This is a genomic window from Paenibacillus sp. FSL W7-1287 (assembly GCF_038004245.1).
GTDB classification, from domain to species: domain Bacteria; phylum Bacillota; class Bacilli; order Paenibacillales; family Paenibacillaceae; genus Pristimantibacillus; species Pristimantibacillus camelliae.
Genome location: NZ_JBBORD010000001.1, coordinates 2765666 through 2790513, shown reverse-complemented (window position 1 = coordinate 2790513; position 24848 = coordinate 2765666). Strand labels below are relative to the sequence as shown.

At 41.9% G+C, this 24848-nt stretch carries 26 protein-coding genes and 5 tRNA genes; 23 read left to right on the top strand and 8 right to left on the bottom strand.

Going from position 1 to position 24848, the window contains the following annotated elements; genetic code table 11:
• The first annotated feature begins 24 nt into the window (after positions 1–24).
• The 6 genes from NSQ99_RS12755 (at position 25) to NSQ99_RS12730 (ending at position 1473) form a co-directional block, all read left to right on the top strand.
• On the top strand, positions 25–216 hold the full coding sequence (locus NSQ99_RS12755; RefSeq protein WP_340837016.1) for a hypothetical protein: 192 nt from the start codon (positions 25–27) through the stop codon (positions 214–216).
• Positions 217–349: 133 nt separating this feature from the next.
• A tRNA-Met gene (locus tag NSQ99_RS12750) sits at positions 350–425 on the top strand.
• A gap of 41 nt (positions 426–466) precedes the next feature.
• Positions 467–543, top strand: a tRNA-Ile gene (locus NSQ99_RS12745).
• A gap of 8 nt (positions 544–551) precedes the next feature.
• Positions 552–640 (top strand) — tRNA-Leu (locus tag NSQ99_RS12740).
• 39 nt (positions 641–679) lie between these two features.
• A tRNA-Leu gene (locus NSQ99_RS12735) sits at positions 680–768 on the top strand.
• A 147-nt stretch (positions 769–915) separates the two neighbouring features.
• The gene (locus NSQ99_RS12730) at positions 916–1473 is read left to right on the top strand and encodes an AAA family ATPase (protein ID WP_340837015.1); all 558 of its coding nucleotides are present in this window, start codon (positions 916–918) and stop codon (positions 1471–1473) included.
• Positions 1474–1830: 357 nt separating this feature from the next.
• Here the strand turns inward: NSQ99_RS12730 and NSQ99_RS12725 are convergent, their stop codons facing one another.
• Together NSQ99_RS12725 and NSQ99_RS12720 are read right to left on the bottom strand one after the other, a co-directional pair.
• The gene (locus NSQ99_RS12725; RefSeq protein WP_251665638.1) at positions 1831–2169 is read right to left on the bottom strand and encodes a hypothetical protein; all 339 of its coding nucleotides are present in this window, start codon (positions 2167–2169) and stop codon (positions 1831–1833) included.
• A gap of 268 nt (positions 2170–2437) precedes the next feature.
• Positions 2438–2512, bottom strand: a tRNA-Val gene (locus tag NSQ99_RS12720).
• Positions 2513–2716: 204 nt separating this feature from the next.
• Between NSQ99_RS12720 and NSQ99_RS12715 the strand changes: the two genes are divergently transcribed.
• Together NSQ99_RS12715 and NSQ99_RS12710 are read left to right on the top strand one after the other, a co-directional pair.
• A complete protein-coding gene (locus tag NSQ99_RS12715) occupies positions 2717–3643 on the top strand; it encodes an S-layer homology domain-containing protein (protein WP_340837013.1) in 927 nt (308 codons plus the stop codon).
• Positions 3644–3781: 138 nt separating this feature from the next.
• A complete protein-coding gene (locus NSQ99_RS12710; RefSeq protein WP_340838790.1) occupies positions 3782–5224 on the top strand; it encodes a nicotinate phosphoribosyltransferase in 1443 nt (480 codons plus the stop codon).
• Positions 5225–5269: 45 nt separating this feature from the next.
• Here the strand turns inward: NSQ99_RS12710 and NSQ99_RS12705 are convergent, their stop codons facing one another.
• Entirely contained in the window at positions 5270–5494 is a 225-nt protein-coding gene (locus NSQ99_RS12705) for a DUF3892 domain-containing protein (protein WP_251665636.1), read from the bottom strand.
• A 15-nt stretch (positions 5495–5509) separates the two neighbouring features.
• Positions 5510–6244 carry an MBL fold metallo-hydrolase gene (locus tag NSQ99_RS12700; RefSeq protein WP_340838789.1) on the bottom strand — a complete coding sequence of 245 codons (735 nt, stop codon included), beginning with the start codon at positions 6242–6244 and terminating at the stop codon, positions 5510–5512.
• 297 nt (positions 6245–6541) lie between these two features.
• Between NSQ99_RS12700 and NSQ99_RS12695 the strand changes: the two genes are divergently transcribed.
• The 5 genes from NSQ99_RS12695 (at position 6542) to NSQ99_RS12675 (ending at position 10364) form a co-directional block, all read left to right on the top strand.
• Positions 6542–7117: a stalk domain-containing protein gene (locus NSQ99_RS12695; protein ID WP_251665635.1), complete on the top strand. Its 576-nt coding sequence runs from the start codon at positions 6542–6544 to the stop codon at positions 7115–7117.
• A gap of 82 nt (positions 7118–7199) precedes the next feature.
• The gene (locus tag NSQ99_RS12690) at positions 7200–7511 is read left to right on the top strand and encodes a DUF1292 domain-containing protein (protein ID WP_251665634.1); all 312 of its coding nucleotides are present in this window, start codon (positions 7200–7202) and stop codon (positions 7509–7511) included.
• A gap of 265 nt (positions 7512–7776) precedes the next feature.
• On the top strand, positions 7777–8784 hold the full coding sequence (locus NSQ99_RS12685; protein ID WP_340837011.1) for a methionine ABC transporter ATP-binding protein: 1008 nt from the start codon (positions 7777–7779) through the stop codon (positions 8782–8784).
• Positions 8784–9443, top strand: coding sequence for a methionine ABC transporter permease (locus NSQ99_RS12680; protein WP_251665632.1), 660 nt, complete (start codon positions 8784–8786; stop codon positions 9441–9443). Before NSQ99_RS12685 ends, NSQ99_RS12680 begins: the two co-directional genes overlap by 1 nt.
• Positions 9444–9503: 60 nt before the next feature.
• Complete coding sequence (locus NSQ99_RS12675; protein WP_251665631.1) at positions 9504–10364, top strand: MetQ/NlpA family ABC transporter substrate-binding protein; 861 nt, start codon at positions 9504–9506, stop codon at positions 10362–10364.
• Positions 10365–10576: 212 nt separating this feature from the next.
• Here NSQ99_RS12675 and NSQ99_RS12670 read toward each other — a convergent pair whose 3' ends face one another.
• A complete protein-coding gene (locus NSQ99_RS12670; protein ID WP_251665630.1) occupies positions 10577–12046 on the bottom strand; it encodes an aminotransferase class I/II-fold pyridoxal phosphate-dependent enzyme in 1470 nt (489 codons plus the stop codon).
• A gap of 187 nt (positions 12047–12233) precedes the next feature.
• Here NSQ99_RS12670 and NSQ99_RS12665 point away from each other — a divergent pair, with 187 nt between their 5' ends.
• On the top strand, positions 12234–13403 hold the full coding sequence (locus NSQ99_RS12665) for an MFS transporter (protein ID WP_340837009.1): 1170 nt from the start codon (positions 12234–12236) through the stop codon (positions 13401–13403).
• 76 nt (positions 13404–13479) lie between these two features.
• Here the strand turns inward: NSQ99_RS12665 and NSQ99_RS12660 are convergent, their stop codons facing one another.
• Positions 13480–14124 carry a YktB family protein gene (locus NSQ99_RS12660; protein ID WP_340837007.1) on the bottom strand — a complete coding sequence of 215 codons (645 nt, stop codon included), beginning with the start codon at positions 14122–14124 and terminating at the stop codon, positions 13480–13482.
• A 293-nt stretch (positions 14125–14417) separates the two neighbouring features.
• On the opposite strand from NSQ99_RS12660, the gene NSQ99_RS12655 reads away from it, so the two are divergent.
• On the top strand, positions 14418–15014 hold the full coding sequence (locus NSQ99_RS12655) for a hypothetical protein (protein WP_251665627.1): 597 nt from the start codon (positions 14418–14420) through the stop codon (positions 15012–15014).
• A 211-nt stretch (positions 15015–15225) separates the two neighbouring features.
• Complete coding sequence (gndA, locus tag NSQ99_RS12650; protein WP_251665626.1) at positions 15226–16641, top strand: NADP-dependent phosphogluconate dehydrogenase; 1416 nt, start codon at positions 15226–15228, stop codon at positions 16639–16641.
• A 1-nt stretch (position 16642) separates the two neighbouring features.
• Here the strand turns inward: gndA and NSQ99_RS12645 are convergent, their stop codons facing one another.
• Positions 16643–16945 carry a hypothetical protein gene (locus NSQ99_RS12645; protein ID WP_251665625.1) on the bottom strand — a complete coding sequence of 101 codons (303 nt, stop codon included), beginning with the start codon at positions 16943–16945 and terminating at the stop codon, positions 16643–16645.
• A 108-nt stretch (positions 16946–17053) separates the two neighbouring features.
• Between NSQ99_RS12645 and NSQ99_RS12640 the strand changes: the two genes are divergently transcribed.
• The 5 genes from NSQ99_RS12640 to ptsP all read left to right on the top strand — a co-directional run bounded on the left by NSQ99_RS12640 (position 17054) and on the right by ptsP (position 23248).
• The gene (locus NSQ99_RS12640) at positions 17054–17578 is read left to right on the top strand and encodes a shikimate kinase (protein WP_340837006.1); all 525 of its coding nucleotides are present in this window, start codon (positions 17054–17056) and stop codon (positions 17576–17578) included.
• Between the two features lie 21 nt (positions 17579–17599).
• Positions 17600–18895: a 3-phosphoshikimate 1-carboxyvinyltransferase gene (gene aroA / locus NSQ99_RS12635; protein WP_340837004.1), complete on the top strand. Its 1296-nt coding sequence runs from the start codon at positions 17600–17602 to the stop codon at positions 18893–18895.
• 115 nt (positions 18896–19010) lie between these two features.
• A complete protein-coding gene (locus tag NSQ99_RS12630) occupies positions 19011–19442 on the top strand; it encodes a CoA-binding protein (protein ID WP_340837003.1) in 432 nt (143 codons plus the stop codon).
• A gap of 183 nt (positions 19443–19625) precedes the next feature.
• Positions 19626–21509 carry a glucose PTS transporter subunit IIA gene (locus NSQ99_RS12625; RefSeq protein ID WP_340837002.1) on the top strand — a complete coding sequence of 628 codons (1884 nt, stop codon included), beginning with the start codon at positions 19626–19628 and terminating at the stop codon, positions 21507–21509.
• Entirely contained in the window at positions 21509–23248 is a 1740-nt protein-coding gene (ptsP, locus tag NSQ99_RS12620; protein WP_251666339.1) for a phosphoenolpyruvate--protein phosphotransferase, read from the top strand. The genes NSQ99_RS12625 and ptsP overlap by 1 nt, the downstream gene beginning before the upstream one ends.
• Here the strand turns inward: ptsP and NSQ99_RS12615 are convergent.
• Positions 23245–23775 carry a type 1 glutamine amidotransferase domain-containing protein gene (locus NSQ99_RS12615; protein WP_251665620.1) on the bottom strand — a complete coding sequence of 177 codons (531 nt, stop codon included), beginning with the start codon at positions 23773–23775 and terminating at the stop codon, positions 23245–23247. The two genes, ptsP and NSQ99_RS12615, sit on opposite strands and share 4 nt — an antisense overlap.
• 61 nt (positions 23776–23836) lie before the next feature.
• On the opposite strand from NSQ99_RS12615, the gene NSQ99_RS12610 reads away from it, so the two are divergent.
• Both NSQ99_RS12610 and NSQ99_RS12605 read left to right on the top strand, forming a co-directional pair.
• Complete coding sequence (locus NSQ99_RS12610; protein WP_340837000.1) at positions 23837–24292, top strand: VanZ family protein; 456 nt, start codon at positions 23837–23839, stop codon at positions 24290–24292.
• A gap of 120 nt (positions 24293–24412) precedes the next feature.
• Complete coding sequence (locus NSQ99_RS12605) at positions 24413–24799, top strand: hypothetical protein (protein WP_251665618.1); 387 nt, start codon at positions 24413–24415, stop codon at positions 24797–24799.
• The last annotated feature ends 49 nt before the right edge of the window (positions 24800–24848 follow it).

The following is a 24848-nucleotide window of genomic DNA, read 5'->3' as shown; positions in this document are numbered from 1 at the left end:
AAATTGGGCACGCTATCCTTATCAATGGAGGTGAAAAGGAATATGTGGGTGTACTGGATTCGATTGTATGAATCGAAATTTCAAGCAAGCTGTGTTGTTCAGCGTATGGAGCATGATTATTGGATGTATGGTATGGAATGCCCCAAAGAAATTGAAATCTACAAATCAAATCGAGGAAAATACGGTGTAAGATATATGCCTGCACACCGCCAATAAAACGATGCTAAGGGCTCGAAAAATAATGAATGAGAAAATCTGAAGAAAATGTTGTAAAAAATGCTTGACGTGAGATGTTTGTTTATAGTATATTAATTCATGTCGCCATTGCGAGTGGACAAATTTTCAATGACGCGGGGTGGAGCAGTTGGCAGCTCGTCGGGCTCATAACCCGAAGGTCACAGGTTCAAGTCCTGTCCCCGCAACCAAATTCTCTAGTCGGTAATGATAGCATTCATTATATGATCGAGGGCCCTTAGCTCAGTTGGTTAGAGCAGTCGGCTCATAACCGATTTGTCGGGGGTTCGAGTCCCTCAGGGCCCACCATTTATTTTGCCGGGGTGGCGGAACTGGCAGACGCACAGGACTTAAAATCCTGCGGTAGGTGACTACCGTACCGGTTCGATTCCGGTCCTCGGCACCATTGCTTTACATAACTCTACATATTCAAATATACTTATACGCCGGGGTGGCGGAACTGGCAGACGCACAGGACTTAAAATCCTGCGGTAGGTGACTACCGTACCGGTTCGATTCCGGTCCTCGGCACCATTTATTGAAAATGTATATTTAATAGAATAGAGTCATGTCCATCCATTAAGCCTAGCTTAGTGGATTTTTTATTTTAAAGAAATTATCGTATCTTTGAAAAGTATATTCTGGTATTATAAGGAATTATCTTACGAGGTGGCGATGCTGGTGAAGTTTGTGATGATATTTGGACCGCAAGCAGTAGGGAAAATGACTGTGGGACATGAGCTTGAGAGGATTACAGATCTAAATCTGTTCCACAATCATATGACGATTGAGTTATTAGCTCCCTATTTTGGCTTTAACCACGAAATGTGGAGATTAGTGAATAAATTCCGTGAAGATGTTTTTGAAGCAGCAGCTGCTAGCGATATGTATGGAATGATTTTCACCTATGTTTGGGGCTTTGATCTACAAAGTGACTGGGACTATGTCGATAAGGTTTGTAAAATATTCGAAAACAACGGCGGAGAGGTTTATTTTGTAGAGCTAGAAGCTGATCTAGAGGAGAGAATAGAAAGGAATAAAACGCCTCATAGATTAGAGCACAAACCAACCAAACGAGATGTCACACGTTCGGAGCAGGAATTAATTAGGACAGCAGAGCAGCATCGCTTGAACTCCCTTGATGGCGAGATAACAAGAGAGAACTACATAAGAATTAACAATACGCGTCTAGCTGCCTGCGAAGTAGCTAATATGATCAAGACGAATTTCAATTTATAGAATGAACAAAAAGAGGAGAGTAAAATTCTACTCTCCATTGATATGTATATGTAGGTGTTGAAACAAAACTGCGCATGACCTCTAATGCTTCTATAAAATATTGGTTATTCCAATCAATCCTAATAATCGCTTGCTAGTATAGCTTGCACCGCAGACAATGTACTATATTTTCTATTAGTTAAGATTTTGCAAATGTTATAGAAATTACAGAAGGAGGATTTAAGTCCTCCCTCAGTATCTAACCAAACTTAACGGTGTTCAACTAAACATACATAGCTAAACTTACTAAATAGTTACAGCACAGCCCCTATGCATTAGTGGTGGAGGGGCTTTTTTGTTGGTAAAATCAATAAAATTTTAGTTTGTTAACTGTTGCCCACTTTGACTGGAGAAATGATTGTCTGAAGATGAGCTGTAAATGTCTGAAGATGAACTGTTGTCTGAGGGTGTAATTTGCTTATACATTTCTACTATTCGCTCCATTTCAGAAATAGCTTGTTGGTGAGATTGAAGAGCAGTATGTATAGTTTGTATAGCTTGACGCTCTTTTGAAATTAAATTTTGAAATTGCTGAGCACTTTTTTGTTCTTGTTGTTTTAATTGTTCATAAACGTGGTAGGAGTGAGTCGTTTGCTGAATCAACATCTGAACCATTTGCTCGCATTCGTTCATCGGATTTGGATTATTCTTATTCATTTTATCTAACACCCCCCCTTAATTTAATACTTATATTATTGTCAAATATTTGAAAGTTAATCAGTGAATATAGCTCTCACCTTTATTGGCGGGAACTCTTTAATTGGTATAATAAAGGTCGCCCATTTTTTGTTTTTACACCTTGGTGCATTCTCGTCCCCAGTTCGTCCCCAACAATAATTTACTAGAGTGTGTTTAGTGAGATTTAAATAAGTTAAGAAAACAAGAAAAACCCCTTGATTATCAAGGGGTTCGAACGTTTATGTACTGGTAGGACGGGCGGGGATCGAACCCGCGACTTCTACCCTGTCAAGGTAGCACTCTCCCGCTGAGTTACCGTCCTGTATATTTATAGCGACAATAGATATATTAACATAGCATACAACATTTAGCAACATATTATTTGTGAGTAATTGTACATAGGCTGGTTAGGCTACAGATTGATAGGATAGTGCATTAGACTTAATTTATGCACTAGTGCGCAACATATTAGCGGTTATGACCGTTTATTCGAGTGAAGCTATTATAACTACGAGGAGGAATTGATGTGAAAGGAAAACGAATAACAGCTATTGTATTATCATTGCTAATGGTACTGGCATTAACTCCTGTTGCTTCTGCTTTCGGCGACATTAAAGGGCTGAAAGGAGAGAAGCACATTACTCATTTGAAGGAGCGCGGTGTAATTAAGGGTGATTCCAAAGGAAAGGGTAAGGGTTCATATCATCCTCAAGCTAAGCTAAGCTATGCACAAGCAGTTGTCATGCTTGATGAGGCGTTCGAGCTTGATTTATCTCATATTAAATTTGTAAAAGAGCCTAAAGTAAGTGATATTTACAAAAAAGTGAAGGATGGAAAATGGTACTCAGAGGCATTTTTACATGGGTTCTATAACGGAATTGAACTAGACAAAAATGTTAATCCGAATGCTTCCATAACTCGCGAAGAATTCGCTGCACTATTAATTAATCAAGTCGACCGTAAAGGTGACTACGCATTAATTATGATGCACATCGACTATAAAGATATTGATAAAGCTAAGGATGAATACAAGGATGAAATCCAAAAGCTATTATTGCTTAAATTCGCTGAATTAAGCAAAAATGGTAACTTCAATCCTACTAAGCCGATCACTCGTGAAGAAGCTGCGATTTGGCTAGATAAAGCGTTAACCTTCGTTGATGAAACATTCGGTAATAAAGACGATGAGAACAAGCCATCTGCACTTACGGATGTTACTTTCAAAACAGAAAAAGTTACGGATCAAGTAAATAAAGTAACGGTAAGCGCAACTGTGCCTCATCCAGGCTACGGCATCGCTATTACAGAAATTACATTTGATCAAGATACAGCATATGTAAAGATTAAACAAGTCGATCCTGATCCAAATAAAATGTATCCACAGGTTATCTCTACAGCTATTGCTGAAACCTATGTTGCATCGCATTATAAAGTGAAGCTAATCACTCCATAATAAAACGAAAAGAAGGTAGGATTGAATCCTATCTTCTTTTCGTTTTATTTGACATCTTACAAAAAAACTTCATAATAAAACCATTACCATACATATATCTACAGCGACTAAGGTTGTAAGAAGGAGCAGGTGTAAGTGATGACAGAACAGCATTTGATGCTGCATACAGATAAATATCAAATTAATATGATGTACGCGCATTGGAAGCATCATACGCATCATCAAAAAACAGTATTTGATGTATATTTTCGCAAGCTGCCATTTGGCAATGGCTTTGCCGTTGCTGCTGGCTTAGAGCGAGTTGTTCGCTATCTCGAGAATTTACGATTTAGCGATGAAGATATTGCGTTTTTAGCAAATCAAGAGGAAAATTATGATCTGGCATTCCTAGAGGAACTGCGCCAATTCAAATTTCACGGTGATTTATATGCTGCGATCGAAGGGACATTAGTTTTTCCGAATGAACCGATCATCCGGGTCGAAGCTTCTATATTTGAAGCTCAAATTATTGAGACTGCGTTATTGAATTTCGTGAATTTTCAAACGCTCATTGCTACAAAGGCAGCAAGAATTAAGCAGGTGGCTCCGAATGACATTCTAATGGAGTTTGGAAGTAGGCGTGCTCAGGAGGCTGATGCAGCGATATGGGGAGCTAGAGCGGCTTGTATCGTAGGCTTCCATGCAACGAGTAACATGCGGGCAGCAATGTTGTTTGATATCCCAGCCAAAGGAACGCATGCCCATGCATGGGTGCAAATTCATGATAGTGAGCAGGAGGCGTTTGATCGTTACGCTGAGGCTTTGCCTGATGATGTAACGCTGCTCGTTGATACGTACGATACCCTTCGTGATGGGGTACCACATGCGATTGAAACAGCGAAGAAATTAGCTGAGAAAGGTAAACGCATGAAGGCGATACGTCTGGACAGCGGTGACCTAGCTTATTTGTCCAAGCGTGCACGTACGATGCTAGATCAGGCGGGATTAGAGGATGTGAAGATTGTTGCATCTAATGATTTGGATGAAAACATTATCGTGGAGCTTAAGGCGCAGGGTGCCCGTATTGATAGCTGGGGGATAGGTACAAAGCTTATAACAGCGGCTGATAACCCCGCTTTAGGTGGAGTCTATAAGCTTGTTGCCAAAGAGAATGAAGGTGAGTATGAGCCTGTCATTAAAATATCAGGCAATCCGGAGAAAATTACGACTCCTGGTAAGAAAAATGTTTACCGGATTATAAGCAATGAAACAGGTAAGGCAGAGGCTGATTATATAGTACTGCATGATGAGCTGCTCGAGGGTAGCGCAGAGCCGCTTATGCTATATGATCCTGCACATCCCTACATCAGACGCAAAGTGGAGAATTACAGCGTGCAGGCAATCCTTGCACCGATTTTCGTTAATGGACAGCTCATTTATGAATTGCCGACTGTAAAGGAAATAGCTGACTATCACCGTTCACAGCTGGATCTATTTTGGCCTGAGACGCTGCGCAAGTTAAATCCTGAGAAATATGATGTTGTGCTTAGCGATAAGGTTTGGAATATGCGTAAAGAGCTAATAAACCAGCATACGAAATAAGAAAAGGTAGGATGGGGTTCTTGCAACCCATCCTACCTTTTTCATTTAAAAGGTTGGTAATTGATCGAGATTATTATCAGGGGTATCGTCAGGGATGGACCGAATATGCTGCTCATGGTCTCGTCCCTTAAATAGCTGCAAGTTTTTAATCTCTCCGTTTTTCACCATTTCCTGCGCTTGTAGATAATCAACAACTTCTCCAGAGGAAAACTTGAATTCAATAATATCTCCTTCACTGTTTCTTCTTACCGCGACAACCTCGTGCTGCATAAGATTAGCTCCCTCCTATTCGATAATTGACGGTTTGCCTTGCTCTACAATTTCCATTGCACCCGTCTTACCGATATAGTTCCCTATTGTGTCGCTATAATGCATGAGCTTGATTTTCCGCTGAAGTTCCAGTGGAAGAGTAAGCAGCTCTTTTAAGGTTGTATGAACATGGCCCGGCCCTTCAAGTTGGCAATCATGATAGAAGGTTTGTACACCAGCCTGGTGTAGTTCCTCTAGCAGCTTTGGATTAAAAGTCATGTCTGCAGAGTAGAAGAAAGTATCATTTATAATAAATGAGTAGCTGTCTTTGTTTTTAATATGATCTGTCTTCAGCAGCTTTATCTTTAGATCCTCTGCAAGCTGAATATCTGTGTTTGGCTGAAGTGGAACGACATTGAAGAAGCATTCAATGTGATCGAGCTCCCCCTGTACAAGGCCGCCACGTAAGGAGTGGTTCCATAGTGGTTCAATTAATGTTTCGGCAATATAAAGGGTAGGCTTTCTTGCGTAAGTATACATCATCTGATAAGCGAGCTCTTCAAGTCCGCCTATATGATCTGCGTGAATATGGCTAATTAGAACACCATCTAACTCTGCAAATGTTCTCCCTGATTGATATAAAGCATGTGGCAAGGTAATACCACAGTCGATTAAAAGTTTCATATTATCCGTTTCAAGGAGTGCATTGTTATTAAAGTAGGCTTTTGCAAAAGCATTTCCCGTACCAATCATCGTAATTTTCAAGCAGATGCCTCCTCACATGACATTCATCTATAAAGATAGTCGTTTATGATCAAAACTTCAGTAATGTACATCACAAAATATGAAGCTTAATTGGTCAAATTTGGAACAATATATTTCCATAGCTAGCATTTTAGCGGAAGTATAGCGGATATTCAACATGAATTGTAGTTATTATTACAAATTGTAGCGTAATTATGATTAATGTAAAATTTTTCAACGTTAAATTTCTTTCATTAACCGCAACTTTTTTATATGAATATAGTCTAACGATTTAGAAGCTCATATACTGGAGGTTGTTAGACCATGAAAGGTAAAAAGTTATTGCTGCTCGTTTGCGTAGTGATGATATGGAGCTCAACCATTATATTCGCAAATGCATCCAGTCAGAAAATTAAGGTTTTAGTGAATGGTATCAATATTGGCGAAGTGGGTGTGCTCTTTGAAAATACAACGTATTTACCGCTGCGAAAAGTTGGAGAATCACTTAATGCAATCGTTGAGTGGAACTCTAACAGCAAAACCGCAGTGATCTATGATCCAAATGTCCATATGTTTGTATACAATAGCAGCAATGGCGCGGAAACTACATTTGGTGAAGTATCAAAAGGCTTTAGCGGGAAAATAAAAATCTTTGCTCAAGTAGATAATGTACAATTCAAGCTGAATTCAGTAAAATTTGCGATTGTTGATCCAAGCGGCAAGGAAACGCTCATTCAAAAAATTGCTGTCGATAAGGAAAGAGACAATTATTGGTTCGTTACTGATGAGACGAGCTATCGCTTTAGTTCCTCCGGTAATTATGTCATTCGCTGTTATATGCAAACTGAATTTAGCGATGAGTGGGTCGTTACATCGGAGAAGATCATATCCTCCACTTAAATTCATTTGACCGTGTTCACACATTCTGTTAGGATAGAATGGTTTACATAATCAAAATTTCTAGTGAAATGAGGGTACGACTGTGAGTGAACATGAACACGGACCAGACTGTGGATGCGGACATGACCATGACCATGAGCATGAGGAGCATGTCTTTATAATAGCCGATGATGAAGGCGAAGAGCGTGAAATGGTGATGGTATACACCTTTGAATCAGAGGATCAATTGTATGCTGTACTGCTTGATCGTCAAGATCCAGAGCGCGATGGTGTTATTTTCCGAATCGAGGAAGAAGAAGAGGAAACATTCCTTGTTGGTATTGAAGATGATGAGGAATGGGATCGTGTTCAAGCGATCTACGAAGAAATTGCTCGTAGCGAAAACGGTGAGTAACAATGTACTATGCGGCTGTGCATACTGATGCATGGCCGTTTTTTTGTGCGTCTATCTCGTTTTCATGAATATTTCATAAAGTTTCCGTTGAATCGTCTCGAAATTTGTGAAAAAATGTGAGAGACAACAGAACAATTTTATTGTATAGTATTGTTATTGCAATAAAGCAAATGGGAATAGTCGGATATAATGAGTGTAACGGACTTAACATATATAAAATAATTGGTTAACGAAAATAGCCTCAAGCAAGTAGGGGGGGAGACCTTTGATTCAGCTAAAAAATATTAAAAAAGTTTATGGTAAAAAGAAAACTCAAACTACGGCACTTTCTGGGCTGAATTTGACTGTGGAAAAGGGCGAGATTTTTGGTGTAATTGGTCATTCGGGAGCAGGAAAAAGTACGTTGATCAGATGCATTAACCTGCTTGAACGACCTACATCTGGCGAGGTTTGGGTTGGCGGGGTCGAGCTTACGCGGTTAGGAAAAAAAGAGCTGCAGCAGCACAGAGGAAAGATCGGGATGATCTTTCAGCACTTTAATCTATTGTCCTCTGCTACTGTATATGACAATATTGCGTTTCCGCTAACGATAAGAGGAGCTGGAAAAGCTGAAATAAAAAGCAAAGTGGAAGAACTGCTAAGCTTAGTTGGCCTTGAGGAGCATCGTAATAAATATCCAGCACAACTATCTGGTGGGCAAAAGCAGCGGGTAGGTATTGCAAGGGCGCTTGCCAGTGATCCGGACGTGCTGCTATGTGATGAGGCAACCTCTGCACTGGATCCTCAAACAACTGATTCTATTCTTAGCTTGCTTCTAGACATTAATAAAAAGTTTAACCTTACGATTATGCTCATTACTCATGAGATGCATGTGATTCAAAGCATATGTGACCGTGTTGCTGTTATTCACGCTGGAGGCATCGTTGAGGAAGGACCCGTTACAGAGGTATTCTTAAAGCCAAAGCATTTCATTACGAAGGAATTTGTCAATCGTGATTCGTTTAGCGGAGAGCATGCAGTATACCGGACAGGTCAGAAGTGGAAAAGACTCGTTCATATTACGTATTTAGGTTCAAAAACCTATGAGTCGACACTATCACAGGTGGTTAGAGAAACCGGTGTAGACTTTGCTATTTTACAGGGGGCAATCTCAACGATTAAGGATACTCCTTATGGTAAACTGATCGTTGCGCTTGAAGGTACAGAGGATGCGGTTCAGCAAACGATTCAAAAGCTGCAAGAGCATGACCTTGATGTGGAGGTGATGGAATAATGGATTTCTCTTCAATCGATTGGAATGAAATGGGAGGAGCAACAATAGATACCCTGCAAATGATGGGATTTGCAACGTTGTTTACGTTTATTATCGGGCTGCCGCTTGGAATCATACTATTTGTTTTCTCAAAGTCCAATTCCATCGTGCTGCAAGCCATATACAGAGTATTGTCACTCGTTGTAAACATCATCCGCTCCGTTCCTTTTATTATATTGATTCTGGCTCTCATTCCTTTCACTCGCATGATTATGGGAGTATCTACTGGCGTAGAAGGGACAATTCCGCCCCTTGTTATTGCAGCTGCGCCGTTTTTTGCAAGACTCGTAGAAACGTCTTTACGAGAGGTGGACAAAGGCGTCATTGAAGCCTCTTATGCAATGGGAGCTTCCACGATGCAGGTCATTCGTAAAGTTCTGCTACCAGAATCACTGCCAGGTCTTATTGCCGGTATGACGATTACAGTCGTTACGTTAGTTTCCTATACTGCAATGTCAGGTATGGTTGGCGGCGGCGGGCTGGGTGACTTGGCAATTCGATATGGCTACTATCGGTATGAATCCGAGATTATGCTCATTTCCGTTGTGTTTATGATCATTTTAGTGCAAATACTACAAATGGTTGGCGACCGACTAGTGATTTATTTTTCGAGGAAATAAGGAAATATATATATAGATCAAGCCTTATTTACAAAAAAGATTTTTTGGAGGGGTAACTGTATGAAAAAATGGTCTTTGTCTGTACTTACTTTAGCGTTAGTATTCGTTTTAGCAGCTTGCGGAAACGGAAACGATGCAGCTAACAACTCGGCAAACTCAACAAATAAGGAAACGGGCTCTAATGGAGCTGAAGCACCTGCACAGCTTGAAAAGCTTGTTGTTGGTGCGACAGTACCGCATGCTGATATTCTTAAGTTTGTAGCTCCAGCACTTGAAGAGGAAGGCATCGAATTAGAGGTAAAAGAGTTTACAGATTATGTTCAACCGAACATTCAGCTGCAAGAAAAACAGCTTGATGCAAACTACTTCCAGCACCAGCCTTATCTTGATGAGCAAAATGCACAAAACGGCTTTGAGCTAGTTGCTGTAGCAGGTATTCATGTAGAGCCATTCGGCGCTTATTCTAAAAAATATACATCTGTAGAGGAAATCGAGGATGGCGCTAAAGTTGCGATCCCGAATGACCCAACAAATGGTGGACGCGCGTTGTTGCTGCTTGAGAGTCAAGGCTTCATTAAGTTGAATCCAGAAGCAGGAATTACTGCAACGAAAAAAGATATTACGGAGAATACGAAAAATCTAGACATTATTGAGTTAGATGCAGCAATGCTTCCACGTCAATTGGAAGAGGTCGATTTTGCGCTGATCAATACGAACTTCGCATTGGAAGCACAATTGAATCCAATGAATGATGCACTGTTTATCGAGGATAAAGATTCGCCGTACACAAATATCGTTGTAACTCGTCCAGATAATAAGGACGCTGAGGCGATTCAAAAACTTGTTAAGGCTCTTACTTCAGAAGAAGTAAAGCAATTCATCGAGGAAACCTATGAAGGAGCACTGGTTCCAGTATTCTAATCTCAGGATAAATCAATATTCTCACTGTATCCCGCTGCATTTGTAGCGGGATTTTTTTAGTTATAATTGTTGTGTTGTATTAGGGAAGCTAGGGGAGAGTTGAGAACTGATCAGCATGTGGTGAAGATTGGAAATCGAGGTATGTATAAAAAAGGAGTCCCTTCAGATTATATACACTCTGAAGGGACTCCTATTACATTGGAGGAGGGCTGCTAGAAGATCGCTGTTTCCTCTACGATCACCTTAACATGCTCGATTGTGCGGTCCTCAGGACCCTTTACTGGCAGGCCGACCTCTACATGCTCGATGATATAATCGATGTTGTTTTGTGAAATAACTTCACCTGGCAGTAAGATTGGAATGCCTGGTGGATACACATAAATAAACTCTGCAATAATACGTCCAGCCGATTCCTTGAATGGGATGACCTCGGTTTCTGCATAGAAAGCGTCACGAGGAGTAAGTGATAGCTGAGGAATCTCTGGAATTTTAACGACAAGCTCTCGAGCCTCTGCGCCTTCATAGTACGTTTCAGATAATGTTTTTAAGGCAATAATGAGCTTCTGTACTGACTCTGAGTTATCACCTGGTGTAACTAGGCACAATATGTTATACATATCGCTCATCTCAATCTCAAGGTTGAAATGCTCGCGTAGCCAATTTTCTGTATCATAACCGGTAATGCCTAGATGGCGAACGTGTATCGTCACCTTTGTAGGGTCATAATCATACGTTGCTTCATCACCTAGAATCTCTTCTCCGAAGCAGTATAGTCCTGGAATTTGGTTAATCGCTTCACGTGCTTGATTAGCTAGCTCGATGGCTTGTTCTGCAATTTTCTCACCATAAAGCGCTAGCTGTCTTCTAGAGGTGTCTAATGAAGCGAGCAGCAAATAGGAGGTTGATGTTGTCGTCAGCATGCTTAATATCGTTTGCACACGCTGTGGATTAATAAGTCCTTTTTTCACATTCAATACGGAGCTTTGAGTCATAGAACCGCCAAGCTTATGCACGCTTGTAGCTGCCATATCTGCTCCAGCCTCCATAGCTGACATTGGAAGCTTTTTATTGAAGTGAATAAGCACACCATGTGCCTCGTCGACAAGAACGGGAATATGGTAGCTGTGAACAAGTTCAACGATTTCCTTCAAATTGGCACAAATGCCGAAATAGGTTGGGTTGATGACAAGCACAGCCTTTGCGTCTGGATGTCGCTCTAACGCACGTCGTACCGAACGAGTCGTAATCCCATGATCAATGCCAAGCTTACTGTCTTGAGCTGGTGAGATAAAAACTGGGCGAGCACCGGCGAATATAATAGCAGACAGCACGGATTTATGAATATTGCGCGGAATAATAATTTTATCCCCAGGCGCGCATACCGATAAGATCATCGTCATAATTGCTCCGCTTGTGCCTTGAACGGAGAAATAGGTGTAATCAGCTCCGAATGCGTCTGCAGCTAGCTGCTGAGCTTCTTCTATCACTCCAGTAGGCTGGTGTAGATCATCAAGTGGTGCAATGTTAATTAAGTCAATGGACAGGGCATTTTCGCCAATAAAAGAACGAAATTCGGGATCGCTCCCTAATCCTTTTTTATGTCCCGGAATATGAAACTGTACTGGGTTCTGCGCTGCATGTTTCGTTAGCGCGGTAAAGAGCGGTGTACGATGATGATCCATCGTTTACATCCCTGCCTTTCTTCAGATGTACAAACATATAGAGTATAACAAAAACAAAAGGATATGCAATATATTTCAAAACAAAAAATAACAGCTAGCTGCACTGAAGATAAAAGTTGTGACGAAATGTTCATAGTTAAGAGCAGAGCGATTATGTTACGATTATAAGATGGAGGGATATAGAAATATGGATAAACGTATGCTTGTCGTCATGGCAATTCTAATGATTACATTTATCGGATTTGGAATTATTATACCAGTTATGCCAGAGATCATATTAGAGACAGCATCCAGCAATGCAGAAATACATAATGGTGCGATTCTTGCGATCTATTCGTTAGTTTCATTTATTCTATCTCCAGTTTGGGGAGGATGGTCTGATCGAATCGGCAGACGTAAAATAATAATTGTGGGCTTAATCGGCTTTAGTATTAGCTTTCTAATGTTTGGCTTAGTGGCCGGCAATCTTGTACTGATGTATGTGGCGCGCGCGCTAGGAGGATTATTCTCAGGTGCTGTAACCTCGGTTATCGTCGCTTATGTAGCTGATATTACAACGGCTGAAACGCGTACGAAAGGAATGGCCTTCGTAGGGATCTCCATTGGCTTTGGCTTTATGATTGGCCCTGCTATTGGTGGGATGCTAAGTGTAATCTCTTATCAAACGCCTTTCTTCGTAGCTGCAGCACTTTCGCTTTTAACTACACTGCTTGCGATTACAATCTTAAAGGATACCGACGCACGAGTATCTAAGGACGAGCCGAGAGTGTCACGATGGAAGGCATTTGAGGGTGTGTCCAAATATTTATACGTGCTTGCATTTTTCGTTACATTTACGCTCGCATTCATCGAAGCAACACTGCAGCTGTTTGGTATTGAGCGCTTTGATGTTACTCCTGGTCAAGTTGGACTTATGTTCCTATATTCAGGACTTGCCGGAGCCGTTATACAAGGCGGAGTCATCCGTCGTTATGTGAAGCCTGGTCAAGAGCCTAAGTTTATCGTTGCAGGACTGATTATATCAGCCATAGGATTTTTTATGCTGCTTGGCGCACATAGCTTTACTTGGGCGACGATCTCGATCGTTGTATTCGGAATTGGTAATGCGATTACAAGACCGTGTATTACGTCATTAATTACATTGAAGACACGTGTAAGCGTTGGAGTAGCATCAGGTCTAAGCAATTCTATGGACAGCCTAGGAAGGATTGCAGGCCCACTAATTGGAGCGTTTCTGTTCTCATTCTCCATTACACTGCCTTACGCTGTAGCTGGCGTACTGAGCCTACTAGCACTGCTGCTCGTTTATTACTATAAGCTCGCAGATCGTAATGCGAATAAGCTTGTAGAGCAATAGAGGATACACATCAATTAAAAAAGACTCACCTCATGCCTAGCAACGCAAGGGCATGAGGTGAGTCTTTTCATTCGTATTAAGCATAAGCAAGACATGCTTTCTTGTATAAAGGCATAAGCTGATGATAGGTGCGAGCTGCAAACTCGATGAGCAGCTGTTCATCCTGCACGATCGGGTCGTTTGGTTTTAGATGCTGACCGATGAGAAGCTCTGCTTTACCTACATCACGGAATCTTGTCAATAATTTTTCCCAGCCATCAGTATCAAGCTCCGAAGCTCGAGTAGCTTCCTTTTTCATATGATCGACAGAGACGACGTACTGCTCTGGAATTTGAGCGATAAATTCATCTAAATCATTGAGGAAGGAAGCAGCAATATTGCGCTTTCCAGGTACTTCATAGATTAAAGCGAGCCAAACGAATAAATGATCATCAAAAAGTCCTAGCTGAAAATGTGGATGAGCTTTATAACCACGCTTTGAAGCACATAGCGCAAGCCAAGTATCGTTTGGAGGATTTACTGTGCGCCGAGCATGCTTAGCGATATGAAGATACATTTCGTTGCCAACAGCTGGACTAATGTCAGCAGCTAACTGCTCGCCAATACGCTGAAATTTTGGTCTAATATGCTCAATAATGCCTGACATGCGTTCTTCAAGACCAGGAATATGAAATACTTCAAAATCTTTCGGTGAAAAGCCAGTAGTTGTAGTTGTTGTCATAGCATGCGTCCTTTCAAGATTGTTTTAATTATTGAGAAGTCTTATCATTTAATAATTATTATAACATATAAATAAGCGCATGTCTCGTTAGGGATAATAGAAGGCTGTACCGTTTAAATTATCATTAGTTTCTAAAGAAGTTATAGTAAATACGATTAGGAAATGCTTTAACGGATAAAAATAGTCAATAAACCAAGTTGCCAATACATAAGATGAAGTATAAGATAGTGGTAACAGCAAATAGTCAGAACATTTAGGCGATTTGCTGAGCAGTCAAATTAGGGGGGATTGCCGTGAATAGAAACTATGAAGTAGAATATTGCAACCTTGAGCTTCGTTTCGAGCGGCGGCAAATCCAAAATCTAATACGGGAGCTTATTCAGGAGGGTTACTCTCTATATTGGAGTGAGACAGATGGTAAGTTTCTTGTTTCTATCCGAACGGGGCGAAAGCTAGTGAAGCTTCACTTCGAAAAGGTGAATCAGCGCTACCGTATAGTTGGGGATTACATTATAAAGGATGAACGATTATCCGAGCTGCTTGAAAAGCTAATTAATGATTCTCGTGGTCATGCTGTAGTTAAAAGAATCAAGGATCGCCAAATCGTCATTGAAAACATTATGTTTGGTGAAATTATTCGATTGGTGGAGGTGTCTGGTATGGAGCATCGCATTATTTATCAGAAAAAGCCTTTTGTTACCTTTGAAGACATGATTCAAGCTTTTCAATCGAAGCGAGCCGAGGAAAGAATCGGTGTACTGCGCATGGAGTTGGATTACGAGCTAAGCAATTTGCATGAAGCCATTCTGGAGAAAAATGAAGACCAAATCGAGCAAATCACGAAGAAGCTGCAGACACTAAGACTTGAAATGTTGCAGCTGGAAATGTAACTATCAAATTATAGAAAATATACAAAAACGAGGGCTAACCCTCGTTTTTTTTGTTCTATGTTTGGACACTATAAACATAACTTAGCTGTCTCATTGATAATTATGATGAGAAATTCATCACAAATTCACGGATAACTGTTTTCTTATTGTAGTAAAAGGAGTAAAATAGAGCTATTGCAAAAAAATAAAGAAGAAGGATGGAATAAACCAAATGTCAAAACAACAAATTGGCGTTATCGGCATGGCTGTTATGGGCCGTAACCTAGCTCTTAATATTGAAAGCCGTGGATTTACTGTATCAGTATTTAACCGCTCCAAAGAAAAAACAGATGAGCTTATGGCAGAAATTTCAGGCCAAGGCAAAAATCTTGTACCTACGTATACGATTGAAGAGTTCGTTCAATCACTAGAAGTTCCGCGCAAAATTTTAATTATGGTACAAGCAGGCGCGGGTACAGATGCGACAATTAACTCCCTAATTCCACATCTTTCTGAAGGTGACATCATCATCGATGGTGGTAATGCATACTTCCCTGATACTCAGCGTCGTAGCAAAGAACTTGAAGAAAAAGGATTCCGTTTTATCGGTACGGGCGTATCCGGCGGAGAAGAAGGCGCACTAAAAGGTCCTTCCATCATGCCAGGAGGACAAAAATCAGCTTATGAGCTTGTTGAGCCAATTCTAACTGCAATCTCTGCAAAAGTTGGCGACGATGCTTGCTGCACATATATTGGACCAGATGGTGCTGGACACTATGTAAAAATGGTTCATAACGGAATTGAATATGGTGATATGCAGCTTATTTGTGAAGCGTATGACCTATTGAAAAATGTACTTAACGTATCAACTGAAGAGCTTCATGAAATTTTCACAGAGTGGAATAAAGGTGAGCTTGATAGCTACCTAATTGAAATCACTCGTGATATCTTCTCTAAATACGATCCTGAAACTGGCAAGCCAATGGTTGACGTTATCCTTGACTCTGCTGGCCAAAAAGGAACAGGAAAATGGACGAGCCAAAGCTCACTAGACCTAGGTGTGCCATTGTCCATCATCACTGAGTCTGTATTTACACGCTTCTTGTCTGCTATGAAGGAAGAGCGCGTAGCTGCAAGCAAAGTGCTTAGCGGACCAGAGCGTCCAGCATTCACTGGCGACAAAGCTGAGTTCATCGAGGCAATCCGTAAGGCGCTTTATGCAAGTAAAATTTGCTCTTATGCACAAGGCTTTGCTCAAATGCGCGCAGCATCTGAAGAATACGGCTGGGATCTTCGTTACGGAGACATCGCTATGATCTTCCGCGGCGGCTGCATCATTCGTGCACGCTTCCTTCAAAATATTAAAGATGCTTACGATCGTGATCCTAACCTTCGTAACCTTCTGCTTGACGAATACTTCAAAAACATTGTGGAATCCTATCAAGCAGCATGGCGTGAAGTTATTGCGATCGCTGTTAAATACGGTGTTCCAGTGCCAGCGTTCTCTAGTGCACTATCATACTTCGACAGCTACCGTTCTGAGCGTCTGCCAGCTAACCTGCTGCAAGCGCAACGTGATTACTTCGGTGCTCATACGTTTAAACGTGTGGATAAAGAAGGTTCGTTCCACTTCAACTGGATGTCCTAATTTAATCGGTTTGAAGTCCGTGCACCGCTTCGCGAAGCCATTCGCGTAACCGCTCGGCTTCTTGTTCACTGCTTGAACGGCGGTGAATCAACGCCATTGCTGCTTCAGCATAGGCGTGGAAATTTTTAATTAATCGTGGCTGAGACAGTCCCAGTACAGCTGGGTCTGCATCAGCCACTTTTTTTGTTATATAGCCGAGCATCCAGACAACATCATCGCGTGACAAGGGATAGGTTGGATCAAGAATTTGATTAATTTTTTGTTTCGTTTGATCTTGAAAGATACGGATGGTTTGTTCTTTCATGGTTGTTCCTCCTTGAGTTGAAAGTTTGTCTTTTATCAACATACATCTACCCTTCACAGGGCTAAAGTGTTATGATAGACAAGATGAGCATTGGTAAAGGATGATAGCATGAGTGATTTTAACAAAATTATTTTAATTGGCTTTATGGGTACTGGTAAGTCAAGTGTTGCTGAAGCATTAGCTGAAGCGCTTCAGCTGCCAAACCTCGATGTTGACAAAGAAATTGTCGCTTCGGATGGTCGTGTAATTCCTGATATATTCGTACAGGAAGGTGAAGATGGCTTCCGTACAATCGAATCTAACGTACTTAAGCAGCTGTTAGAGCTGCCGAATCCAGCGATTATTGCTACTGGCGGAGGAGCTGTGCTTAAGGCGGTCAATCGAGAGCTCATGCTCGCAAGTGGCCTTGTTATCCAGTTAAGTGCAAGTGCAGATGTTATTATTTCTCGTGTTTCCAACGATCGCGGCCGTCCGCTATTACAAGGTGATGTAGCAGAGCGAGTGCATACATTGCTTGAAGCACGCGCAAACGCATACGATTTTGCACATCTAACGATCGATACATCTGATCAATCCATCTCACAAATCGTAAATGAAATAGCTAATGCTTGGCATAAAAGCCAATCAAGATAGATTAGAAAAGGAGATTTAGACATGGATGTTATTGTAACCCCAACTCCGAACCTTCAAGGTGAGATCGGAGCATTATCTTCGAAAAACTATACGACGCGTTATTTGCTTGTTGCAGCTTTAGCTGAAGGCAAGAGCACGATATATTATCCCGCTCATAGTGAAGATAGTGACGCGATGCGTCGCTGCATCCGCGATCTAGGTGCTACTCTAGAAGAGGATGATGAGAAAATCGTTATTACCGGCTTTGGCCGCAATCCGAAGGATATAAAGGAACTAGATGTTGGTAACGCAGGCGCAGTTCTTCGTTTTTTAATGGCAATAGCTTCTTTATGTCCAGATGTGACGTTTATTAACCGTTATCCTGAGTCGTTAGGTAAGCGTCCGCATATGGATTTAATTGATTCGTTGACTTCGATGGGTGTAGAAATCGAGCATAATGAAGGCAAGCTTCCTATTCGTATTAAAGGCGGAAAGCCTCGTGGTGGTCACATTAAAGTCTCTGGAAATATTAGCTCGCAATTTTTAAGTGCTCTATTATTCCTAACCCCACTGCTTGAAGAAGATAGTGAAATTGAAGTGTTGCATGATCTCAAATCGAAAGTTGTGATCGGTCAAACGCTAGAAGTGCTGGAGCAAGCGGGCATTGTTATTCATGCAAGCGAAGATTACATGCGTTTTACTGTTCCGGGCAATCAATCCTATCAAGCACGTGAATATACCGTTCAAGGAGATTATCCTGGATCTGCGGCAATTTTAGCTGCAGCGGCAGTAACAAACTCTAATGTTATTGTACATCGATTAATGGAAAATAGTAAGCAGGGTGAACGTGCAATTGTAGATGTTTTGAAAATGATGCAGGTACCACTAACGCATGAAAACAACATCGTTCATGTTCAGGGCAATAGCAAGCTAAAAGCGGTAGAATTCGATGGCGATCACGCAACAGATGCTGTACTTGCGATGGTTGCAGCTGCTGTATTTGCAGAAGGCACATCTCGCTTTTACAATGTAGAAAACTTGCGCTACAAAGAATGTGACAGAATTACTGACTATTTGAATGAGCTGCGCAAAGCCGGTGCAAATGTGGAAGAGCGTCAAGCTGAAATCATTGTCCATGGTCGTCCGGAAGGGCTGCCTGGCGGTGTGGAAATTAATGCACATTACGATCATCGCGTTATTATGGCTTTAACGATCGTAGGCTTGCGCTCAGCTGCACCGATTCGTATAAAGGATGCACACCATGTAGCCAAATCCTATCCTAATTACTTTGAGCATTTGCAAGCACTTGGTGCAAAGGTCGAATGGGTGGAAGCTTAATAGGCTAATGAGCATATTGCAACAAACAGCTGAGAGGGCTTATCCTAATTAAAGGATAGGCCTTCTTACATATGTATCCAACAATCGAATATACTATGACAAGAGGTGAAGAAAAATGTCTTTTAGTAATCCAAGCCGTGAACAGCTGAAAGAGCTGCTGCAGCAAACGAAAACGATTGCTGTAGTTGGATTGTCCGACAATCGCGAACGAGTGTCTTATATGGTGTCGGAAGCGATGAAAAAAAAGGGCTATCGGATCATCCCCGTTAATCCGAATGCGACTGAAATTTTAGATGAGACATGCTACCCTTCGTTATCAGATATTCCTTTTCCCATTGATCTCGTTAATGTATTCAGAAGAAGTGAGTATACACCAGAGGTTGCGGAGGAAGCTGTGAAGATTGGAGCAAAGGTATTATGGCTGCAGCTTGGTATATTCTCCGAAGAAGCGGCACATATTGCCGAAGCAGCGGGCATGACGGTTGTCATGGATCGTTGTATTAAAGTAGAGGATTCAATCCTATTACCTAACGGCAAGCAAGCATAAAAAAACGAGTTATGCTAGGCTATATGTAAATGATGGAGCTGCTATTCTTTTGTAAAGCAAAAGAATGCAGCTTCTTCGCGTTAAGCTTGTTTTGACAAATAATACGAATAGCTTTAACATCGTTATAGGGTTTACATAGGCTTAACATGTTCGTCGCTTAAGTCATCGGAACGGGGGATAGTGATGGCGTTTATTGGAAAAATGCAGCAGCTTGGACGGGCAGTAATGCTGCCTATGATCATATTGCCTGCTGCAGCTGTATTTCAAAGCTTGGCTCAGCTTCCGTGGGAACATATCGGCTTGCCAGGCATGACTACTTATTTGCAGATTGCATCGGACGCAATCTTTCAATATCTACCATATATATTTGCGATTGGAATCGCGCTAGGCTTAACGAGCTCAGGACTGGCTGCTGGAATGGCAGCATTAGTCGGAATGTTTATCTATACAGGTATTACGACGCAATATGCACCAGGGACAGAACCTACTGTGCTTATTGGAACCTTAATTGGTATATTAGCAGGTGTGTCCCATTTACGATTTAAGGATCTACGTCTCCCAGAATATATACAGTTTTTCGGAGGGCCGCGTTTCGTACCTCTTTTTGTCAGCTTTATTACTTTGCTGTTTTCCTTGTTTATTGTAAATTTATCAGAGCATCTAGAATGGCTGCTTATCGAGCTAGGTGAGGTCGTCTCATTAGCAGGCGGATTTGGGGTGTTCTTGTACGGCTTTATTCATCGCATTCTTGTTATATTCGGGCTTCATCATCTTGTTAGTCACCTGTTTTGGTTTCAAGTCGGAGGCTATGAAACCGAGCAAGGTTACATGGTATATGGTGACTTGCCGCGGTTTTTTGCTGGAGATCCATCCGCGGGTGTATACATGGCAGGACTATACCCGACAATGATGTTTGCATTGCCAGCGATTGCAATTGCTATTATTCATGAGGCACGTGAGGACTTAAAGCCCAAAATAAGAAGAACATTTACGCTTGCTGCTTTATCATCCTTTTTGACGGGGGTTACCGAGCCAGTAGAATTTGCCTTCTTATTCGTAGCTCCTTATCTCTATGTTGTACATGCCCTACTATCTGGCATCATCATGTGGATAACGAGCGAGCTCGGCATTCTTCATGGTTTTTCATTCTCAGCAGGCGCGATTGATTATTTGATCAACATGCACCTTGCCACGAAGGGCTGGCTTATTATTCCGATAGGTATCGTGACAGGGATCGTGTACTACTTTTTATTCCGCTGGGCTATACGACGCTTTCAAATTCCAACGCCAGGGCGGGAGGAAGGCTCACAGCTGGACGAGTGGGCAGGAGATATCCCATACCGCGCACCGTTAATTTTGCAAGCAATCGGCGGAAAAAATAATATTGTGCAAATGGAATCCTGCATAACTAGGCTTAGACTGAAGGTTAAATCCGAGAAGAGTATGGACATTAATGCACTTCGCAATTTGGGTGCAGCAGGCGTCATTCGCCTAGGTGGTGGACATGTTCAGGTCGTATTCGGCACATATTCTGAGCTGATTCGGGAGGAAATGTTAAAGACCATGCATCGGGATCAGCAGCAGCTTTCATTCCATTCCCCGATGCAAGGGAAAATGATTCCGCTGTCTGAAGTTCCAGATCCTATCTTTTCGGCGCAGCTTGTCGGAAATGGTGTTGCTTTTATTCCTGATCGAGGCGAGCTTGTATCGCCTGTTAAAGGGAAGGTCATGCATATATATCCAACGATGCATGCGATAGGTCTCTTGACGGAGGAAGGACTTGAGGTACTGCTGCATATCGGTATTGATACGTCCAAGCTTGTTGGAAAAGATTATTTCACAGCTGTTGTCAAAGAAGGCGAAGAAGTTGAGCCTGGTCAGCTGTTAATTCGTTTTAATTTGCATAAAGTAAAGAAAGATAGTAAGTCTCTTGCTACACCAATGGTTATTACAAACTCAGACCGAGTTAAGGCATGGCGCTACGCTCCGTTTATGGCAGTGAAAAAGGGCCAGTCCTCCATTATGTCGGTCGTTATAGAGGATAGCAAGAACGAGGGGGAAGTATGATGATTCAAGGAATTGGCGCGTCATCAGGCATTGCGATTGGAAAAGCTTTTGTACTCCCAAACTGGGAGCTGGAGGTTCCAGAGCAGCGTATCGATGTTGCAGATTTTGCGAGAGAGTTTGAAAGAGTATATGAAGGCATAAGAACCTCCAAGGATGAGATTAATCAAATCAAAGATGAGCTCAAGGATACGGTAGGGCTCGAGGAAACTCAAATCTTTGATGCACATCTCGCTATTTTGGATGATCCGATCTTTATGAACGAGATTCAAGGCATCATCCAGCGCCAATACAAGGCAGCTGAGGTAGCAGTGAAAGAAGCGGTTGATCACTTTGTGACGATGTTCGATTTGCTGGAGGATGAGTATATGAAGGAGCGAGCGCTCGATATTCGTGATGTCGGCAATCGACTTCTTAAGCATTTGCTCGGTGTACCGGAAATTCAGCTTCCTAGCGATAATCAGCCTTTTATCTTGATTGCGAAGGAGGTTTCTCCTTCTCAGCTAGCCCATCTTAATCCTGAGAACGTACTTGGCATCGTCACGCTTACAGGAAGTACGACCTCTCATTCTGCTATCATGGCTAGAGCGCTTGGTATTCCACTCATCGTGGGTGTTGAAGGAAAGCTTACAGAATCGCTTGTAACGGGTCAAAGCGTAATCATAGATGGAAGTGATGGTTCAATCTACATTGAGCCAACAGAGCATATTGTAGAGCTTTATAGACAGCTACAGGAGCAGCAGCGAGAGGCCAAGGAGATGCTGCAGCATCTGGCAGGCTACCGCTCTGTAACCGCTGATGGTAAGTTCGTTCGACTTGAAGCAAATATCAGCTCCTTGAAGGAGCTCGAGATAGCTTTGAGAGGGGGAGCACAAGGAGTCGGATTGTTCCGAACCGAGTTTTTATATATGGACCGGATGCAATTCCCTACGGAGGATGAGCAGTATTCTGTTTATTCCACTGTTGCTGAAAAGCTGCGGGAGCATTCTGTTGTTATTCGGACTCTTGATATCGGTGGAGACAAGCATCTTGATTATTATGAGATTGATGAAGAGCAGAACCCGTTTATGGGCTATCGGGCCATTCGCATCTCGCTTGATCAAAAGCAGCTATTTAAGACTCAGCTTCGTGCGATTCTACGCGCAAGTATTCATGGCCAGATTAAAATCATGTTTCCATTTATTACATCGGTTAATGAGGTTAGAGCGGCAAAGGCTGCGCTTGAGGAAGCGAAGCAAGAGCTGCGTGAGGAAGGCGTTATGTTCGATGAGCAGATCCCTGTGGGCTGTATGATTGAGGTGCCAGCGGCAGTGATGATTGCTGATGCACTTGCGAAGGAAGTTGACTTTTTCAGCATCGGTACGAATGATCTTATTCAATTTACACTTGCTGTCGATCGTATGAATGAGCGCATCTCCCAGATGTATGAACCGTATCATCCAGCAGTAATCAAGATGCTGAGCCTCATTGTAGAGGCTGCGAAGCGCAATCATTTACCAGTCGGTGTGTGTGGGGAGCTAGCAGGCGACATCCGTGCTTTGCCTATATGGCTAAGCTTAGGAGTAGATTCGTTAAGTATGTCTGCGCATTCGATATTGCCACTAAAATCTAGATTAATCTATGCATCGCAAGAGGAATGCAAGGAGATCTTTGCCGAAGTGCTTGAATGTGGAACAACAGAGGAAATTAAGGCGACTCTTGATCAATATATGGAAATATACGATCTAACAGCGAATGGTTAACCCATTCGCTGTTCTAGTGCTTGTACGAAGGCAAGCGCATAGGGTGGAAGATCTGGCGGGCGGCGTGCTGAAATTAAATTTCCATCGACGACGACTGCTTCATCTAGCCATACTGCACCTGCATTCTCCATATCATCACGGATCCCTGGTGTTGAGGTCACGGTTCTGCCCTGCAAAATTTTTGCAGAGATCAGTACCCAGCCAGCGTGGCAGATTTGCCCAATTGGCTTGTTAGCATCGTTGAGCTGTCTGACAAGATCAAGCACTTGAGGATATCTTCTTAGCTTATCTGGTGCCCAGCCTCCCGGTACGAGCAATCCGTCAATTTGGCTAGCGTCAAGTTCGTCAAAGGATAGATCAGCGACTGCAGGTACTCCATATTTACCGATATGTGTAGCGCCCTTTTTCGGACCAGCGAATAATACGGTGGCACCTGCTTCACGCGTTCGGTATACCGGATACCATAGCTCTAAATCCTCAAATTCATCATCTAATAAGCAAATGACTGTTTTATTTGTTAATGTCATCTTAACCCCTCCTTGTAAAGTGGACTTAGTCCATTGTATCGAAGCTGAAAGGTAGAGGCAAATGAATCCAAAAATGACGAGCAAGAATTATGTTGAAAATAGAAAGCAATGGCAAAAAAAACTGCGATGGCTGCCGGCTATCGTATGGATGGGCGTTATTTTTTATATGTCGTCCCGCACGGGTGATGAAATCAATACCGTGCTGCCATTTATCCAGAAATATTTCCCGTTCATCGAAGATTTTAATTGGGGGCATTATGTAAGTTATTTTATTTTGGCTATGACGGTGGATTATGGATTTGGCTCTAAAGCATCCAGGTGGTCGACCAAGGTTATCATCGTATGTGTCTGTACGTTTTATGGCGTTACAGATGAGATTCACCAATATTTTGTAGGTGGAAGAATGATGGATCTATACGATATCCGCAATGACTGCATCGGTGCGACTCTATGGGTGCTGTTGTCAAAGCTACCTTTCGTTCAAAGCATTTGGAAAAAATTTAGTTATGAAGACTAGCAGGAAATGAATCAAAAAATGTCGAATCCCTTACAACATGACAAGAATATATTCATGATGTTGTTAGAACGTGTGAGGGAGTGGATTCTCATGCAAAAGATGTGTAATTGTGGAGAATTGATGAGTTTGAAATTAAGGACAGTTATTTTTTCAGGTAAGGTCGAAATCGATAACGTTCCTATCTATACATGTGCGATTTGCAGTCATAGTGAGGTAATTCCAGAGGTTAAGGCAGATTTGTCTGGACTCATACAAGAGCTGGGAGCTCGTCCAGAAAAACAGAGCTACTTGTTTAACGAGTGCAATGAGTGGGCAAATATATTAGTAGAATATAAGCTAGCTCAAAAAACAGCTCAATCCGCACAATATAAACTGGAGCAAATGATTGAGCAGCGAACCAACGACTTGCTTGATTTGTATTTGCTTGCTCAAAATTTGAAGGATGAGGTCTGGCTGGAATCTATTCGCAAACGACTGCTTCAAATCGGCGCGCAAATGAAATATTGATGAAGTTTCGTATACATAACGCGGATTTTATAGCTTAAAATACGCTTGG

Excerpts from the sequence above, each read along its gene's own strand:
- NSQ99_RS12640 (WP_340837006.1), top strand. The coding sequence starts at position 17,054 with ATGAGTGATTTTAACAAAATTATTTTAATTGGCTTTATGGGTACTGGT.
- NSQ99_RS12710 (WP_340838790.1), top strand. The coding sequence starts at position 3,782 with ATGACAGAACAGCATTTGATGCTGCATACAGATAAATATCAAATTAAT.
- NSQ99_RS12705 (WP_251665636.1), bottom strand. The coding sequence starts at position 5,494 with ATGCAGCACGAGGTTGTCGCGGTAAGAAGAAACAGTGAAGGAGATATT.
- NSQ99_RS12695 (WP_251665635.1), top strand. The coding sequence starts at position 6,542 with ATGAAAGGTAAAAAGTTATTGCTGCTCGTTTGCGTAGTGATGATATGG.
- NSQ99_RS12680 (WP_251665632.1), top strand. The coding sequence starts at position 8,784 with ATGGATTTCTCTTCAATCGATTGGAATGAAATGGGAGGAGCAACAATA.
- NSQ99_RS12665 (WP_340837009.1), top strand. The coding sequence starts at position 12,234 with ATGGATAAACGTATGCTTGTCGTCATGGCAATTCTAATGATTACATTT.
- NSQ99_RS12605 (WP_251665618.1), top strand. The coding sequence starts at position 24,413 with ATGAGTTTGAAATTAAGGACAGTTATTTTTTCAGGTAAGGTCGAAATC.
- NSQ99_RS12660 (WP_340837007.1), bottom strand. The coding sequence starts at position 14,124 with ATGACAACAACTACAACTACTGGCTTTTCACCGAAAGATTTTGAAGTA.
- NSQ99_RS12670 (WP_251665630.1), bottom strand. The coding sequence starts at position 12,046 with ATGGATCATCATCGTACACCGCTCTTTACCGCGCTAACGAAACATGCA.
- NSQ99_RS12610 (WP_340837000.1), top strand. The coding sequence starts at position 23,837 with ATGAATCCAAAAATGACGAGCAAGAATTATGTTGAAAATAGAAAGCAA.
- NSQ99_RS12675 (WP_251665631.1), top strand. The coding sequence starts at position 9,504 with ATGAAAAAATGGTCTTTGTCTGTACTTACTTTAGCGTTAGTATTCGTT.
- NSQ99_RS12630 (WP_340837003.1), top strand. The coding sequence starts at position 19,011 with ATGTCTTTTAGTAATCCAAGCCGTGAACAGCTGAAAGAGCTGCTGCAG.
- aroA (WP_340837004.1), top strand. The coding sequence starts at position 17,600 with ATGGATGTTATTGTAACCCCAACTCCGAACCTTCAAGGTGAGATCGGA.
- NSQ99_RS12755 (WP_340837016.1), top strand. The coding sequence starts at position 25 with ATGGAGGTGAAAAGGAATATGTGGGTGTACTGGATTCGATTGTATGAA.
- gndA (WP_251665626.1), top strand. The coding sequence starts at position 15,226 with ATGTCAAAACAACAAATTGGCGTTATCGGCATGGCTGTTATGGGCCGT.
- NSQ99_RS12625 (WP_340837002.1), top strand. The coding sequence starts at position 19,626 with ATGGCGTTTATTGGAAAAATGCAGCAGCTTGGACGGGCAGTAATGCTG.
- NSQ99_RS12725 (WP_251665638.1), bottom strand. The coding sequence starts at position 2,169 with ATGAATAAGAATAATCCAAATCCGATGAACGAATGCGAGCAAATGGTT.
- ptsP (WP_251666339.1), top strand. The coding sequence starts at position 21,509 with ATGATTCAAGGAATTGGCGCGTCATCAGGCATTGCGATTGGAAAAGCT.
- NSQ99_RS12645 (WP_251665625.1), bottom strand. The coding sequence starts at position 16,945 with ATGAAAGAACAAACCATCCGTATCTTTCAAGATCAAACGAAACAAAAA.
- NSQ99_RS12615 (WP_251665620.1), bottom strand. The coding sequence starts at position 23,775 with ATGACATTAACAAATAAAACAGTCATTTGCTTATTAGATGATGAATTT.